At 55.8% G+C, this 16,607-nt stretch carries 13 protein-coding genes; all 13 read right to left on the minus strand.

Annotated features, from left to right (window positions below; genetic code table 11):
* Position 1: 1 nt before the first annotated feature.
* On the minus strand, positions 2-334 hold the full coding sequence (gene rplV / locus ATI14_RS03645) for a 50S ribosomal protein L22 (RefSeq protein ID WP_003103908.1): 333 nt from the start codon (positions 332-334) through the stop codon (positions 2-4).
* Between the two features lie 11 nt (positions 335-345).
* Entirely contained in the window at positions 346-621 is a 276-nt protein-coding gene (gene rpsS / locus ATI14_RS03650) for a 30S ribosomal protein S19 (protein ID WP_002555486.1), read from the minus strand.
* 16 nt (positions 622-637) lie between these two features.
* Entirely contained in the window at positions 638-1,462 is an 825-nt protein-coding gene (gene rplB, locus ATI14_RS03655) for a 50S ribosomal protein L2 (RefSeq protein WP_003186055.1), read from the minus strand.
* A 14-nt stretch (positions 1,463-1,476) separates the two neighbouring features.
* A complete protein-coding gene (rplW, locus tag ATI14_RS03660; RefSeq protein WP_002555488.1) occupies positions 1,477-1,776 on the minus strand; it encodes a 50S ribosomal protein L23 in 300 nt (99 codons plus the stop codon).
* Positions 1,773-2,375, minus strand: coding sequence for a 50S ribosomal protein L4 (gene rplD / locus ATI14_RS03665; protein WP_003176424.1), 603 nt, complete (start codon positions 2,373-2,375; stop codon positions 1,773-1,775). Before rplD ends, rplW begins: the two co-directional genes overlap by 4 nt.
* A gap of 12 nt (positions 2,376-2,387) precedes the next feature.
* Positions 2,388-3,023 carry a 50S ribosomal protein L3 gene (rplC, locus tag ATI14_RS03670; protein ID WP_003194649.1) on the minus strand — a complete coding sequence of 212 codons (636 nt, stop codon included), beginning with the start codon at positions 3,021-3,023 and terminating at the stop codon, positions 2,388-2,390.
* 81 nt (positions 3,024-3,104) lie between these two features.
* A complete protein-coding gene (rpsJ, locus tag ATI14_RS03675; RefSeq protein ID WP_003186070.1) occupies positions 3,105-3,416 on the minus strand; it encodes a 30S ribosomal protein S10 in 312 nt (103 codons plus the stop codon).
* 158 nt (positions 3,417-3,574) lie between these two features.
* Positions 3,575-4,768, minus strand: a complete 1,194-nt coding sequence (gene tuf, locus ATI14_RS03680) for an elongation factor Tu (RefSeq protein ID WP_005791980.1) — start codon at positions 4,766-4,768, stop codon at positions 3,575-3,577.
* Positions 4,769-4,798: 30 nt separating this feature from the next.
* Positions 4,799-6,904, minus strand: coding sequence for an elongation factor G (gene fusA, locus ATI14_RS03685; RefSeq protein ID WP_016969473.1), 2,106 nt, complete (start codon positions 6,902-6,904; stop codon positions 4,799-4,801).
* A gap of 30 nt (positions 6,905-6,934) precedes the next feature.
* Positions 6,935-7,405, minus strand: coding sequence for a 30S ribosomal protein S7 (rpsG, locus tag ATI14_RS03690; RefSeq protein WP_002555493.1), 471 nt, complete (start codon positions 7,403-7,405; stop codon positions 6,935-6,937).
* A gap of 118 nt (positions 7,406-7,523) precedes the next feature.
* Positions 7,524-7,895: a 30S ribosomal protein S12 gene (rpsL, locus tag ATI14_RS03695; RefSeq protein WP_002555494.1), complete on the minus strand. Its 372-nt coding sequence runs from the start codon at positions 7,893-7,895 to the stop codon at positions 7,524-7,526.
* 216 nt (positions 7,896-8,111) lie between these two features.
* On the minus strand, positions 8,112-12,311 hold the full coding sequence (gene rpoC, locus ATI14_RS03700) for a DNA-directed RNA polymerase subunit beta' (protein ID WP_016969474.1): 4,200 nt from the start codon (positions 12,309-12,311) through the stop codon (positions 8,112-8,114).
* Between the two features lie 64 nt (positions 12,312-12,375).
* Positions 12,376-16,449 (minus strand): DNA-directed RNA polymerase subunit beta, encoded by a 4,074-nt coding sequence (gene rpoB, locus ATI14_RS03705; RefSeq protein ID WP_016969475.1) that lies wholly within the window; start codon positions 16,447-16,449, stop codon positions 12,376-12,378.
* Between the last annotated feature and the right edge of the window lie 158 nt (positions 16,450-16,607).

Raw genomic sequence — 16,607 nt, forward strand, 5'->3', positions numbered from 1 at the left:
GTTACTTGTCAGCAACCTTGACAGTGATATGGCAAGACCGCTTGACGATGCGATCAGCACGGCCCTTGGCTCGTGGCATGATGCGCTTCAGCGAACGCCCTTCGTTGACGAAAACGGTGCTGACCTTCAGGTCATCAACGTCTGCGCCTTCGTTATGCTCGGCGTTGGCTACGGCCGACTCCAGCACTTTCTTCATGATCTCGGCGGCTTTCTTACTGCTGAAAGCCAACAGGTTGAGCGCTTCGCCCACCTTCTTCCCGCGGATCTGGTCGGCGACCAAGCGGGCTTTCTGGGCGGAGATTCGAGCGCCCGACAACTTAGCGGCTACTTCCATTTCCTTACCCCTTAACGCTTGGCTTTCTTGTCTGCCACGTGCCCACGATAAGTGCGGGTACCGGCAAACTCGCCCAGTTTGTGGCCGACCATGTCTTCGTTAACGAGAACGGGGACGTGTTGACGACCGTTGTGTACTGCGATGGTCAGACCGACCATTTGTGGCAGGATCATCGAACGACGCGACCAGGTCTTAACTGGTTTGCGATCGTTCTTTTCCGCCGCCACTTCGATCTTCTTCAGTAGGTGAAGATCAATAAAAGGACCTTTTTTCAGAGAACGTGGCACTGTCGTATCCCTCTATTTACTTGCGACGACGGACGATCATTTTGTCGGTACGCTTATTACCACGAGTCTTCGCGCCCTTAGTCGGGAAGCCCCATGGCGATACCGGATGACGACCACCAGAGGTACGACCTTCACCACCACCGTGTGGGTGGTCAACCGGGTTCATGGCAACACCACGAACGGTTGGGCGAACGCCACGCCAGCGTTTGGCACCAGCTTTACCCAGCGAACGCAGGCTGTGCTCGGAGTTCGAGACTTCGCCCAGGGTCGCGCGGCATTCAGCCAGCACTTTACGCATCTCACCAGAACGCAGACGCAGGGTCACGTAGACACCTTCACGAGCGATCAGCTGAGCCGAAGCACCAGCGGAACGAGCGATCTGTGCGCCTTTACCTGGCTTCAATTCGATGCCGTGTACGGTGCTACCAACTGGAATGTTACGCAGTTGCAGAGCGTTGCCCGGCTTGATCGGCGCCAGAGCACCTGCGATCAGCTGGTCGCCAGCGCTCACGCCTTTAGGGGCGATGATGTAGCGACGCTCGCCATCTGCGTACAGCAGCAGAGCGATGTGAGCAGTACGGTTTGGATCGTATTCGATACGCTCGACAGTGGCAGCGATGCCATCTTTGTCGTTGCGACGGAAGTCGACCAGACGATAATGCTGCTTATGGCCACCACCGATGTGACGAGTGGTAATACGACCATTGTTGTTACGACCACCAGACTTCGATTTTTTCTCGAGCAGCGGTGCGTGAGGAGCGCCTTTATGCAGCTCCTGGTTGACCACCTTGACCACAAAACGGCGGCCAGGGGAAGTCGGTTTGCATTTAACGATTGCCATGATGCACCCCTTCCTTACTCAGCACTGCTGCTGAAATCGAGATCTTGGCCTGGCTGAAGGGAGATAACTGCCTTCTTCCAGTCATTACGCTTGCCCAGACCGCGAGCAGTGCGCTTGCTCTTACCCAGAACATTCAGGGTAGTAACACGCTCAACTTTCACGCTGAACAGGCTTTCGACGGCCTTCTTGATTTCCAGCTTGGTTGCGTCAGTTGCAACCTTGAAAACGAACTGGCCTTTCTTGTCAGCCAGAACCGTAGCCTTTTCGGAAACGTGCGGGCCAAGCAGAACTTTAAATACGCGTTCCTGGTTCATCCCAGCAGCTCCTCGAATTTCTTCACGGCCGACACGGTGATCAACACCTTGTCGTATGCGATCAGACTAACTGGATCGGAACCTTGCACGTCACGTACATCAACGTGTGGCAGGTTGCGAGCAGCCAGGTACAGGTTCTGATCAACAGCTTCCGACACGATCAAAACGTCGGTCAGGCTCATGTTGTTCAGTTTGCCCAGCAGGTCTTTGGTTTTCGGGCTTTCAACAGCGAAGTCCTGAACCACGACCAGACGGTCGGTACGCACGAGTTCAGCAAGGATGGAGCGCAGGGCTGCGCGGTACATCTTCTTGTTGAGCTTCTGCGAGTGATCCTGAGGACGAGCTGCGAAAGTGGTACCGCCGCCGCGCCAGATTGGGCTACGGATAGTACCAGCACGAGCACGGCCAGTACCTTTCTGACGCCAAGGGCGCTTACCGCCACCACGTACGTCGGAACGGGTCTTTTGCTGCTTGCTACCTTGACGGCCGCCGGCCATGTAGGCCACGACTGCTTGGTGAACCAGCGTCTCGTTGAACTCGCCGCCAAACGTCAGTTCGGAAACTTCGATCGCTTGAGCGTCATTTACGTTTAATTGCATGTCAGCTTCCCCTTAACCGCGAGCCTTGGCCGCTGGACGTACAACCAGGTTGCCGCCAGTAGCGCCAGGAACAGCACCCTTGACCAACAACAGATTGCGTTCAGCGTCGACGCGCACTACTTCGAGGGACTGCACGGTCACGCGCTCAGCGCCCATATGACCGGACATTTTCTTGCCCTTGAATACACGACCAGGAGTCTGGCACTGGCCAATAGAGCCCGGGACGCGGTGGGAAACGGAGTTACCGTGAGTGTTGTCTTGGCCACGGAAATTCCAACGCTTGATCGTACCCTGGAAGCCTTTACCTTTGGACTGACCGGTTACATCAACCAGTTGACCAGCAGCGAAGATTTCAGCGTTGATCAGATCGCCAGCCTGGTAGTCGCCGTCTTCAAGACGGAACTCCATAACGGTGCGACCAGCTGCAACGTTTGCTTTAGCGAAGTGACCTGCTTGAGCAGCAGTCACGCGCGAAGCACGACGCTCGCCGACAGTGACTTGCACTGCACGATAGCCATCGGTTTCTTCAGTTTTGAACTGGGTGACGCGATTCGGCTCGATCTCAATGACCGTGACCGGAATGGAGACACCTTCTTCGGTGAAAATACGGGTCATACCGCATTTACGACCGACTACACCAATAGTCATGTTGTAAACCTCATGAGTGTACGGGGCTTTCACCCGCTATGGCCGCCCATTTCAGAGCGTTACACGACTAAGACCCGAGTCTTAGCCGAGGCTGATCTGTACTTCCACACCGGCCGCCAGATCGAGCTTCATAAGTGCATCAACGGTTTTATCCGTTGGCTGGACGATGTCCAGTACGCGCTTATGAGTACGGATCTCGTACTGGTCACGCGCGTCTTTGTTGACGTGCGGGGAGACCAGAACGGTGAACCGCTCTTTACGGGTAGGCAGTGGAATTGGACCACGCACTTGAGCACCAGTACGTTTCGCGGTTTCCACGATTTCCTGGGTGGATTGGTCGATCAGGCGATGGTCAAAAGCCTTCAACCTGATACGGATTTGCTGATTTTGCATTGGATTTCAGACTCCGGCTGCTATTCCCACCGGGCGCAATGCGCCCGTTAAAAGGAGGCGCAATTCTATAGACGCCCCAGATAGGTGTCAACCCAATAAAAAAGCCCCCGCTGAGCGGGGGCTTCTTCAAAACATCGAAGCTATCTCAGAAGAGATAATTACTCGATGATTTTAGCTACAACACCAGCACCAACGGTACGGCCGCCTTCACGGATAGCGAAGCGCAGACCGTCTTCCATTGCGATGGTTTTGATCAGGGTAACAGTCATTTGAATGTTATCGCCTGGCATTACCATTTCAACGCCTTCTGGCAGTTCGCAGTTACCGGTCACGTCAGTAGTACGGAAGTAGAACTGTGGACGGTAGCCTTTGAAGAACGGAGTGTGACGACCGCCTTCTTCTTTGCTCAGAACGTAAACTTCTGCGGTGAACTTGGTGTGCGGCTTAACCGAACCTGGCTTAACCAGAACCTGGCCACGCTCAACGTCGTCACGCTTGGTACCACGCAGCAGAACGCCGCAGTTCTCGCCAGCACGACCTTCGTCGAGCAGTTTGCGGAACATTTCAACACCGGTGCAGGTGGTGACGGTGGTGTCACGCAGACCAACGATTTCCAGCGGATCTTGAACGCGAACGATACCGCGCTCGATACGACCAGTTACAACAGTACCGCGACCGGAGATCGAGAATACGTCTTCGATTGGCATCAGGAACGGCTTGTCGGTCAGACGAACTGGCTCTGGGATGTAGCTGTCCAGAGTTTCAACCAGTTTACGAACGGCAGTGGTGCCCATTTCGTTTTCGTCGTTACCTTCCAGAGCCATACGAGCAGAACCGATGATGATCGGAGTGTCGTCACCTGGGAAGTCGTAAGTGCTCAGCAGATCGCGCACTTCCATCTCAACCAGTTCCAGCAGCTCAGCGTCGTCTACCAGGTCAGCCTTGTTCAGGAAAACCACGATGTACGGAACGCCTACCTGACGGGACAGCAGGATGTGCTCACGGGTTTGTGGCATCGGACCATCAGCGGCCGAGCAAACCAGGATCGCGCCGTCCATCTGGGCAGCACCAGTGATCATGTTCTTCACGTAGTCAGCGTGACCTGGGCAGTCAACGTGAGCGTAGTGACGAATAGTCGAATTGTACTCAACGTGAGCGGTGTTGATGGTGATACCACGAGCTTTTTCTTCTGGTGCGCTGTCGATCTTGTCGAAGTCAACACGAGCCGAACCGAAAACTTCGGAGCAGACGCGAGTCAGAGCAGCGGTCAGAGTGGTTTTACCGTGGTCAACGTGGCCGATGGTGCCAACGTTTACGTGCGGTAGGGAACGATCAAATTTTTCTTTAGCCACGACAATTAACTCCTTGCCTAAAGGACTGAATCAGCCTTGTTTTTTGGATACAGTTTCAGCGATGTGCGCCGGAGCTGTGTTGTATTTTTTGAATTCCATAGAGTAGCTTGCGCGACCCTGGGACATGGAGCGAACGTCGGTCGCATAACCGAACATCTCACCCAACGGAACCTCGGCGCGAATCACTTTGCCGGAAACCGTGTCTTCCATACCCAAGATCATGCCGCGACGACGGTTAAGGTCGCCCATGACATCACCCATATAGTCTTCAGGTGTAACAACTTCTACCGCCATGATTGGCTCAAGCAACTCACCACCGCCCTTCTGGGCCAGTTGCTTGGTTGCCATGGAAGCAGCCACCTTAAACGCCATCTCGTTGGAGTCGACGTCGTGGTAAGAACCGTCAAAAACGGTTGCTTTCAGGCCGATCAGCGGATAGCCGGCGACAACACCGTTCTTCATCTGCTCTTCGATGCCCTTCTGGATAGCAGGGATGTATTCCTTAGGAACCACACCACCCACTACTTCGTTCACGAATTGCAGACCTTCCTGACCTTCGTCAGCAGGAGCAAAACGGATCCAGCAGTGACCGAACTGACCACGACCGCCGGACTGACGAACGAACTTGCCTTCGATTTCGCAGTTCTTCGTGATGCGCTCACGATAGGAAACCTGAGGCTTACCGATGTTGGCTTCGACGTTGAACTCACGGCGCATCCGGTCAACCAGAATGTCCAGGTGCAACTCGCCCATGCCGGAGATGATCGTTTGACCAGTCTCTTCATCAGTTTTAACGCGGAAAGATGGATCTTCCTGAGCCAGTTTGCCCAGAGCGATACCCATTTTTTCCTGGTCATCCTTGGTCTTGGGCTCTACGGCAACCGAGATAACCGGCTCCGGGAAGTCCATGCGAACCAGGATGATTGGCTTGGCAGCGTCGCACAAAGTCTCACCAGTGGTGACGTCCTTCATGCCGATCAGGGCCGCGATGTCACCAGCGCGAACTTCCTTGATCTCTTCACGGGCGTTTGCGTGCATTTGCACCATACGACCCACGCGCTCTTTCTTGCCCTTAACCGAGTTGATCACGCCGTCGCCGGAGGCCAACACGCCCGAGTAAACGCGGACGAAGGTCAAAGTACCCACGAATGGGTCGGTAGCGATCTTGAACGCCAAAGCCGAGAACGGCTCGTCATCACTTGCGTGACGCTCCATCTCTTCTTCCTCGTTATCAGGGTTGGAACCCTTGATAGCAGGAATGTCGGTTGGAGCAGGCAGGAAGTCGATAACGGCGTCGAGAACCAGGGGAACACCCTTGTTCTTGAACGAGGAACCGCAAACAGCCAGGACGATTTCGCCAGCGATAGTACGCTGACGCAGAGCGGCCTTGATTTCCACGTTGGTGAGTTCTTCACCTTCGAGGTACTTGTTCATCAGCTCTTCGCTGGCTTCGGCAGCAGCCTCAACCATGTTGTTGCGCCACTCGTCAGCCAGTTCCTGCAGCTCTGCAGGGATAGGCTTGCGAACAGGAACCATACCTTTGTCGGAATCATTCCAGTAAACAGCTTCCATGTTGATCAGATCGATCTGACCCTGGAAGTTGTCTTCGGAACCGATAGCCAACTGGATTGGCACCGGGGTGTGGCCCAGACGCTGCTTGATCTGACCGATCACGCGCAGGAAGTTGGCACCAGCACGGTCCATCTTGTTTACATAAACAAGACGTGGAACGCCGTACTTGTTGGCTTGACGCCATACGGTTTCCGACTGAGGCTCAACACCCGAAGTACCGCAGAACACAACGACAGCGCCGTCGAGTACGCGCAGGGAACGCTCAACTTCAATGGTGAAGTCTACGTGGCCCGGGGTATCGATTACGTTGAAGCGATGCTCGTCTTTGTACTGCTTCTCGGAACCCTTCCAGAAGGCGGTAATAGCAGCAGAAGTAATGGTAATACCACGCTCCTGCTCCTGAACCATCCAGTCTGTGGTCGCGGCGCCGTCATGCACCTCGCCCATTTTGTGACTTTTGCCGGTGTAAAACAGTACGCGCTCGGTGGTGGTAGTTTTACCAGCATCCACGTGAGCAACGATACCGATGTTACGGTAGCGGCTAATCGGAGTAGTACGAGCCATAAAGCCCTCGCAAAATTAGTGAAGCTAAAATTAGAAGCGGTAGTGCGAGAAAGCTTTGTTGGCTTCAGCCATACGGTGCACGTCTTCACGCTTCTTAACAGCAGCACCTTTACCTTCAGCAGCGTCCAACAATTCGCCTGCCAAACGCAGAGCCATAGACTTCTCGCCGCGCTTACGGGCGAAGTCTACCAACCAGCGCATTGCCAGAGCGTTACGACGGGACGGGCGAACTTCAACCGGAACCTGGTAAGTAGCACCGCCTACACGGCGCGACTTCACTTCGACCAGCGGAGCGATGGCGTCGAGAGCTTTCTCGAAGATTTCCAGGGGGTCGCTGTTCTTGCGTTCTTTAACCTTTTCCAGCGCGCCATAAACGATACGCTCGGCAACGGCTTTCTTGCCGCTTTCCATCACGTGGTTCATGAACTTGGCCAGGATTTGGCTTCCGTATTTTGGATCGTCAAGCACTTCGCGCTTGGCTGCTACGCGTCTTCTTGGCATGGATAAGCCCTCAAACGGTCTTCAGGTTCGCTCGGAATCGGTGCCCTTTCGGGACGCCTCCGACCTTACTCTTATCGACTCAGAAAATTAGATGATTCAGTGTTGCAAAAAGCCGCTACTACTTAGGCTTCTTGGTACCGTACTTCGAACGACCCTGGTTACGACCTTTAACGCCGGAAGTATCCAAGGAACCGCGTACGGTGTGGTAACGAACACCTGGCAAGTCTTTTACACGACCGCCGCGGATCAGTACCACGCTGTGTTCTTGCAGGTTGTGACCTTCACCACCGATGTACGAGGAAACCTCGAAACCGTTGGTCAGGCGCACACGGCATACTTTACGCAGTGCCGAGTTAGGTTTTTTCGGCGTAGTGGTATACACGCGAGTGCATACGCCACGACGTTGCGGGCAGTTCTGCAGCGCAGGTACGTCGGATTTCTCGACGATACGCTTACGCGGCTGACGTACCAGCTGGTTGATAGTTGCCATCTACTAGCTCCACTGTTGTCTTGCGACGCTATTGTCTTGCAAGAAAAGCAAAATGGCAGGAACGAATTCCCGCCAAATTTAGGGGTACAAGAGTCTAAAGAGGATCTTGCCCCCAGTCAAGGCAAGGCCCCGACCTCCCCTCTCATCGAACCGAGGCAAAATTGCCTCGATCCGACGAATGGAGCTGCCAGGGCCCGGACTTATTTATCGCAGAACTCAGTTACCGCTGGAGTTCAGCGCTTCGGTCAGTGCAGCTTCCACTTCACTGGCGCTTACGCGCAACGGCTTGTCAGCATCACGGCGACGCTTACGCTCGCTGTGGTAAGCCAAACCGGTACCGGCCGGGATCAGACGACCCACAACCACGTTTTCTTTCAGGCCGCGCAGGTAATCGCGCTTGCCGGTTACCGCTGCTTCGGTCAGTACGCGAGTGGTCTCCTGGAAGGAGGCCGCCGAGATGAACGACTCAGTCGACAACGACGCCTTGGTGATACCCAGCAGCACGCGAGTGAACTTGGACACGAATTTGTCTTCGTTCGTCAGGCGCTCGTTTTCCACCAGTACGTGAGTCAGTTCCATCTGGTCACCCTTGATGAAACTGGAATCGCCGGATTCAGCGATTTCAACTTTACGCAGCATCTGACGCAGGATGGTCTCGATGTGCTTATCGTTGATCTTCACGCCTTGCAGGCGGTAAACGTCCTGGATCTCGTTAACGATGTACTTGGCCAGCGCACTCACACCCAGCAGACGCAGGATGTCGTGTGGATCGCTCGGACCGTCGGAGATAACTTCGCCGCGGTTTACCTGTTCGCCTTCGAACACGTTCAGGTGACGCCACTTCGGAATCAGCTCTTCATACGGATCGCTACCGTCGTTCGGGGTGATGACCAGACGGCGCTTGCCCTTGGTCTCTTTACCGAACGCGATGGTGCCGCTGACTTCAGCCAGAATCGACGCTTCTTTCGGACGACGCGCTTCGAACAAGTCGGCAACACGCGGCAGACCACCGGTGATGTCACGGGTCTTCGAAGTTTCTTGCGGGATACGCGCGATAACATCACCGATCGCGATCTTCGCACCGTCCGCCACACCGACCAGGGCGTTGGCTGGCAGGAAGTACTGAGCGATAACGTCAGTGCCTGGCAGCAACAGATCCTTGCCGTTGTCATCGACCATCTTCACGGCTGGACGGATGTCTTTACCGGCAGCTGGACGATCTTTCGCGTCGAGTACTTCAATGTTGGTCATACCGGTCAATTCGTCAGTCTGACGCTTGATCGTGATGCCTTCTTCCATGCCCACGTAGGTCACGGTACCTTTCATTTCGGTAACGATTGGGTGAGTGTGCGGATCCCACTTGGCCACGATTGCGCCAGCGTCGACCTTGTCACCTTCTTTAACCGAAATCACAGCACCGTACGGCAGCTTGTAACGCTCACGCTCACGACCGTAGTCATCAGCGATTGCCAGCTCACCGGAACGGGACACAGCAACCAGGTGGCCATCCACTCGCTCAACGTGTTTCAGGTTGTGCAGACGGACGGTACCGCCATTCTTCACCTGAACGCTGTCGGCTGCGGAGGTCCGGCTTGCCGCACCACCGATGTGGAACGTACGCATGGTCAGCTGGGTACCCGGCTCACCGATGGACTGGGCAGCGATAACGCCGACCGCTTCACCGATGTTCACCTGGTGACCACGAGCCAAGTCACGGCCGTAGCACTTGGCGCAAATGCCGTAGCGGGTTTCGCAGCTGATCGGCGAGCGAACGATCACTTCGTCAATGCTGTTGAGTTCGATGAACTCAACCCACTTCTCGTCCACCAGGGTGCCGGCAGGAACGATAACTTCCTCGGTACCTGGCTTGAATACGTCACGGGCGATAACACGACCCAATACGCGCTCACCCAACGGCTCTACAACGTCACCGCCTTCAATGTGCGGCGTCATCAGCAGACCGTGCTCGGTGCCGCAATCGATCTCGGTTACAACCAGATCTTGTGCAACGTCTACCAGACGACGAGTCAGGTAACCGGAGTTAGCGGTTTTCAACGCGGTATCCGCCAGACCTTTACGAGCACCGTGAGTGGAGATGAAGTACTGAAGTACGCTCAAACCTTCACGGAAGTTCGCAGTAATCGGCGTTTCGATGATGGAACCGTCCGGCTTGGCCATCAGGCCACGCATACCGGCGAGCTGACGGATCTGCGCAGCAGAACCCCGTGCGCCCGAGTCGGCCATCATGTACATCGAGTTGAAGGACTCCTGGTCAACTTCGTCGCCGTGACGGTCAATGACTTTCTCTTTCGAGAGGTTAGCCATCATCGCCTTGGAAACTTCGTCGTTCGCCTTCGACCAAAGGTCGATTACCTTGTTGTACTTCTCGCCCTGGGTTACCAGGCCGGAAGCGTACTGGCTTTCGATCTCTTTCACTTCGTCGGTGGCAGCACCGATGATGCGGGCCTTTTCATCCGGGATAACGAAGTCGTTAACACCGATGGAAACGCCGGAAATGGTCGAGTAAGCAAAACCGGTGTACATCAACTGGTCAGCGAAGATCACGGTCTCTTTCAAACCAACCACGCGGTAGCACTGGTTGATCAGCTTGGAGATCGCCTTTTTCTTCATCGGCAGGTTGACGACATCGTACGACAGACCTTTTGGCACAACCTGATACAACAGCGCACGACCGACAGTGGTGTCGACGATACGGGTGTTGGTCACGCTGCCGCCATCACGGTCGTTGACGGTTTCGTTGATCCGCACCTTGACCTTGGCGTGCAGTGCGGCTTCGCCGGCACGGAACACACGGTCAACTTCCTGCAGGTCAGCGAACACACGACCTTCGCCTTTAGCGTTGATCGCCTCACGCGTCATGTAGTACAGACCCAATACAACGTCCTGCGACGGAACGATGATTGGCTCACCGTTGGCTGGCGACAGAATGTTGTTGGTCGACATCATCAACGCACGCGCTTCCAACTGGGCTTCCAGTGTCAGCGGTACGTGCACGGCCATTTGGTCGCCGTCGAAGTCGGCGTTGTACGCAGCACAGACCAGAGGGTGCAGCTGGATAGCCTTACCTTCGATCAGTACCGGTTCAAACGCCTGGATACCCAGACGGTGAAGGGTCGGTGCACGGTTGAGGAGAACCGGGTGTTCGCGAATCACTTCAGCGAGAACGTCCCAAACCTCTGGCAGTTCGCGCTCGACCATTTTCTTGGCCGCTTTGATGGTGGTCGCGAGACCGCGCATTTCCAGCTTGCCGAAGATGAACGGCTTGAACAGCTCCAGAGCCATCTTCTTAGGCAGACCGCACTGGTGCAGACGCAGGGTCGGGCCTACGGTAATTACCGAACGACCAGAGTAGTCCACACGCTTACCGAGCAAGTTCTGACGGAAACGACCTTGCTTACCCTTGATCATGTCAGCCAGGGATTTCAGAGGACGCTTGTTGGAACCAGTGATAGCACGGCCACGACGACCGTTGTCGAGCAAGGCGTCGACAGCTTCTTGCAACATACGCTTTTCGTTGCGCACGATGATGTCCGGAGCGGACAGATCAAGCAGGCGCTTCAAGCGGTTGTTACGGTTGATCACGCGGCGGTACAGGTCGTTGAGGTCGGACGTCGCGAAACGACCACCATCCAACGGTACCAGCGGACGCAGGTCTGGCGGCAGAACCGGCAGAACGGTCAGCACCATCCACTCTGGCAAGTTGCCGGAACCCTGGAAGGCTTCCATCAACTTCAGACGCTTGGACAGTTTCTTGATCTTGGTTTCGGAGTTGGTTTGCGGAATCTCTTCGCGCAGACGGCCAATCTCGTGCTCCAGATCGATAGCGTGCAGCAGTTCGCGGACAGCTTCGGCGCCCATGCGGGCATCGAAATCGTCGCCGAACTCTTCCAGCGCTTCGAAATACTGCTCGTCGTTCAGCAACTGACCTTTTTCAAGGGTGGTCATGCCTGGATCGATAACGACATAGCTCTCGAAGTAGAGAACGCGTTCGATATCACGCAGGGTCATGTCCATCAGCAAGCCGATACGGGACGGCAGCGATTTCAGGAACCAGATGTGGGCAACCGGAGAAGCCAGTTCGATGTGCGCCATGCGCTCACGACGAACCTTGGCCAGTGCAACTTCAACGCCGCACTTCTCGCAGATCACACCACGGTGCTTCAAGCGCTTGTACTTACCGCACAGGCACTCGTAATCCTTTACCGGGCCAAAGATCTTGGCGCAGAACAGGCCGTCACGCTCAGGTTTGAACGTACGGTAGTTGATGGTTTCCGGCTTTTTAACTTCACCGAACGACCACGAACGGATCATCTCAGGCGATGCCAACCCAATACGGATGGCGTCGAACTCTTCGACTTGACCCTGGTTTTTCAGCAAATTCAGTAGGTCTTTCAAGGCCTTTCCTCCTGGCGGAGCAGAGAGCGGGCTAAACGGCCCCGCTCTCGATTCGCGTCACGTGTTATTCGGTTTCCAGATCGATATCGATGCCGAGGGAACGAATTTCTTTGATCAACACGTTGAAGGACTCGGGCATGCCCGGCTCCATACGGTGATCGCCGTCCACGATGTTTTTGTACATCTTGGTCCGGCCGTTCACATCGTCCGACTTCACTGTGAGCATTTCTTGCAGAGTGTAAGCAGCACCGTATGCTTCCAGTGCCCAGACCTCCATCTCCCCGAAACGCTGACCACCGAACTGAGCCTTACCACCCAGCGGCTGCTGGGTAACCAGGCTGTACGAACCGGTAGAACGAGCGTGCATCTTGTCGTCTACCAAGTGGTTCAGCTTCAGCATGTACATGTAGCCAACAGTAACCGGGCGCTCGAACTTGTTGCCGGTACGGCCGTCGAACAGCTGCATCTGGCCGCTTTCCGGCAGGTCTGCCAGTTTCAGCATGGCCTTGATTTCGCTTTCCTTGGCACCGTCGAACACCGGGGTAGCCATTGGAACGCCGCCGCGCAGGTTTTTCGCCAGGTCCAGGATTTCCTGGTCGGAGAAGGTGTCCAGCTCTTCGTTGCGACCGCCGATCTCGTTGTAGATCTCGTGCAGGAACTTACGCAGGTCAGCAACCTTGCGCTGCTCTTCGATCATGCGGTTGATCTTCTCGCCCAGACCTTTGGCCGCGAGGCCCAGGTGGGTTTCAAGGATCTGACCAACGTTCATACGCGAAGGTACGCCCAACGGGTTGAGGACGACGTCGACCGGGGTGCCATTGGCATCGTGCGGCATGTCTTCAACCGGCATGATCACGGAGACCACACCCTTGTTACCGTGACGACCGGCCATCTTGTCGCCCGGCTGGATGCGGCGACGGATTGCCAGGTAAACCTTGACGATTTTCAGCACGCCTGGAGCCAGGTCATCGCCCTGCTGCAGTTTGCGCTTCTTGTCTTCGAACTTGTCGTCCAGCAGACGGCGGCGATCAACGATGTAGGCCTGGGCCTTCTCGAGCTGCTCGTTCAGAGCATCTTCAGCCATGCGCAGTTTGAACCACTGGCCGTGCTCAAGACCGTCGAGGATTTCGTCGGTGATGTCCTGACCTTTCTTCAGACCTGCGCCGCCTTCAGCCTTGTGGCCTACCAGAGCGGAACGCAGACGTTCGAAGGTTGCGCCTTCAACGATACGGAACTCTTCGTTCAGATCCTTGCGGATCTCGTCGAGCTGGGTCTTCTCGATGGACAGGGCACGAGCATCACGCTCAACGCCGTCACGGGTGAAGACCTGTACGTCGATGACAGTACCCTTGGTGCCAGTCGGCACGCGCAGGGAAGTGTCTTTAACGTCGCTGGCTTTTTCACCGAAGATGGCACGCAGCAGTTTTTCTTCCGGAGTCAGTTGGGTCTCGCCTTTCGGAGTGACCTTACCGACCAGGATGTCGCCTGCGCCTACTTCGGCACCTACGTAAACGATACCGGCTTCGTCCAGTTTGTTCAGTGCAGCTTCACCCACGTTCGGGATGTCCGCAGTGATTTCCTCTGGCCCAAGCTTGGTGTCACGCGCCACACAGGTCAGTTCCTGAATGTGGATCGTGGTGAAGCGGTCTTCTTGAACAACACGCTCGGACAGGCAGATGGAGTCTTCGAAGTTGAAGCCGTTCCATGCCATGAACGCGATGCGCATGTTCTGACCCAGTGCCAGTTCACCCATGTCGGTGGACGGGCCGTCGGCCATGATGTCGCTGCGCTGAACGCGATCACCTTTGCTCACCAGCGGACGCTGGTTGATGCAGGTGTTCTGGTTCGAGCGGGTGTATTTGGTCAGGTTGTAGATGTCGACACCGGCTTCGCCAGTTTCAACTTCGTCATCGGCAACACGAACCACGATACGGCTGGCATCAACGGAGTCGATCACGCCGCCACGACGAGCCACGACGCAAACGCCGGAGTCACGGGCTACGTTACGCTCCATGCCGGTACCTACCAGCGGCTTGTCAGCGCGCAGGGTGGGTACAGCTTGACGCTGCATGTTGGAACCCATCAACGCACGGTTGGCGTCATCGTGCTCCAGGAACGGAATCAGCGACGCTGCAACCGACACTACCTGCTTCGGCGAAACGTCCATCAAGGTGACGTCTTCCGGCGCCTTGACGGTGAACTCGTTCAAGTGACGAACAGCTACCAGCTCGTCGACCAGGACTTTCTTGTCGTTCATCGTGGCCGAGGCCTGAGCGATCACGTGATCAGCTTCTTCGATAGCGGACAGGAACACGATCTCGTCGGTGACCAGAGCGTCCTTCACCACTCGGTACGGGCTCTCGAGGAAGCCGTACTGGTTGGTGCGCGCATAAGCGGCCAGGGAGTTGATCAGGCCGATGTTCGGACCTTCCGGCGTTTCGATCGGGCAAACACGACCGTAGTGCGTCGGGTGTACGTCACGAACTTCAAAGCCCGCACGCTCACGGGTCAGACCGCCCGGGCCCAGTGCAGATACACGGCGCTTGTGGGTGATCTCGGAGAGCGGGTTGTTCTGGTCCATGAACTGGGAAAGCTGGCTGGAACCGAAGAACTCTTTCACCGCCGCAGCCACTGGCTTGGCGTTGATCAGGTCTTGCGGCATCAGGCCTTCGCTTTCTGCCATCGACAGACGCTCTTTGACCGCACGCTCAACACGTACCAGGCCAACGCGGAACTGGTTCTCGGCCATCTCACCTACGCAGCGAACACGGCGGTTACCCAGGTGGTCGATGTCATCGACGATGCCTTTACCGTTACGGATGTCGACCAGGGTCTTCAGTACCGCAACGATGTCTTCCTTGCACAGCACGCCCGAACCTTCGATCTCGGTACGACCGATACGACGGTTGAACTTCATCCGGCCGACCGCAGACAGGTCATAGCGCTCAGGGCTGAAGAACAGGTTGTTGAACAGGGTTTCGGCAGCGTCTTTGGTTGGTGGCTCACCAGGACGCATCATGCGATAGATCTCGACCAGCGCTTCCAATTGGTTGCTGGTGGAGTCGATCTTCAGCGTGTCGGAGATGAACGGACCGCAGTCGATATCGTTGGTGTACAGGGTCTCGATGCGAACAACCTGAGCCTTGGCGATCTTGGCCAGGATCTCGGTGTTCAGCTCGGTGTTGCACTCGGCCAGGATTTCGCCTGTAGCCGGGTGAACGATGACCTTGGCGGTGGTGCGACCCAGGACGTAGTCCAGAGGCACTTCCAGCTCTTTGATACCGGCTTTTTCGATCTGGTTGATGTGGCGCGCAGTAATACGACGGCCAGCTTCAACAATGACCTTGCCCTTGTCATCCTGGATGTCCAGGACGGCAATTTCACCACGCAGGCGCGAAGCAATCAGCTCCAGCTTGAGGGTTTCATCCTTCAGGCTGAATACGTTGGTGGTGTAGAAGGCGTCCAGCACTTGCTCGGTGGTATAACCAAGCGCGCGCAGCAATACCGAGGCCGGCAGCTTGCGACGACGGTCGATACGCACGAACACGCAGTCTTTCGGGTCGAACTCGAAGTCCAACCACGAACCGCGGTACGGAATGATCCGCGCGGAGTACAGGAGCTTGCCGGAGCTGTGCGTCTTGCCGCGGTCGTGGTCGAAGAACACGCCCGGGGAACGGTGCAGCTGGGAAACGATCACACGCTCGGTACCGTTGATAACGAAGGTACCGTTCTCGGTCATCAATGGGATTTCGCCCATGTAGACTTCTTGCTCTTTGATGTCCTTGATCGCTTTGTTCGACGATTCTTTGTCGAAAATGATCAGGCGCACTTTTACCCGCAAAGGTACGGCGTAAGTAACACCGCGCAACACGCATTCTTTGACATCAAATGCCGGTTCGCCCAGGCGATAACCGACGTACTCCAGCGCAGCATTGCCGGAGTAGCTGATGATCGGGAAAACGGATTTGAAGGCCGCATGCAGGCCCACGTCGCGGAACTGATCTTTGGTCGCTCCCGCCTGCAAGAATTCACGATACGAATCCAGCTGGATAGCCAGAAGGTACGGGACATCCATGACGTCCGGCAACTTGCTAAAGTCCTTGCGGATACGTTTTTTCTCAGTATATGAGTAAGCCATCAGCGTTCCCCAGCTTGGTCACCTGCTTGTTTGGCCCCTCCGACGGGAGCAGCCAGAAAATCTTGCAAACCCCATGGTTTGCACCACCGCATCGGGTGGCTACAGCGCGTTAATGGCGGCGACCGAGTCGACAGCCAAGAACGGAAAAAGGCCGGTGG

This window comes from Pseudomonas tolaasii NCPPB 2192, assembly GCF_002813445.1.
Lineage (GTDB): Bacteria > Pseudomonadota > Gammaproteobacteria > Pseudomonadales > Pseudomonadaceae > Aquipseudomonas > Aquipseudomonas tolaasii.

What these genes read in the sequence shown, in the direction of transcription:
- rpsJ (WP_003186070.1), bottom strand. Translation starts at nt 3,416, where the DNA reads ATGCAAAATCAGCAAATCCGTATCAGGTTGAAGGCTTTTGACCATCGC.
- rplB (WP_003186055.1), bottom strand. Translation starts at nt 1,462, where the DNA reads ATGGCAATCGTTAAATGCAAACCGACTTCCCCTGGCCGCCGTTTTGTG.
- rplW (WP_002555488.1), bottom strand. Translation starts at nt 1,776, where the DNA reads ATGAACCAGGAACGCGTATTTAAAGTTCTGCTTGGCCCGCACGTTTCC.
- rpsL (WP_002555494.1), bottom strand. Translation starts at nt 7,895, where the DNA reads ATGGCAACTATCAACCAGCTGGTACGTCAGCCGCGTAAGCGTATCGTC.
- rplC (WP_003194649.1), bottom strand. Translation starts at nt 3,023, where the DNA reads ATGACTATTGGTGTAGTCGGTCGTAAATGCGGTATGACCCGTATTTTC.
- rplV (WP_003103908.1), bottom strand. Translation starts at nt 334, where the DNA reads ATGGAAGTAGCCGCTAAGTTGTCGGGCGCTCGAATCTCCGCCCAGAAA.
- rpoB (WP_016969475.1), bottom strand. Translation starts at nt 16,449, where the DNA reads ATGGCTTACTCATATACTGAGAAAAAACGTATCCGCAAGGACTTTAGC.
- fusA (WP_016969473.1), bottom strand. Translation starts at nt 6,904, where the DNA reads ATGGCTCGTACTACTCCGATTAGCCGCTACCGTAACATCGGTATCGTT.
- rpsG (WP_002555493.1), bottom strand. Translation starts at nt 7,405, where the DNA reads ATGCCAAGAAGACGCGTAGCAGCCAAGCGCGAAGTGCTTGACGATCCA.
- rplD (WP_003176424.1), bottom strand. Translation starts at nt 2,375, where the DNA reads ATGCAATTAAACGTAAATGACGCTCAAGCGATCGAAGTTTCCGAACTG.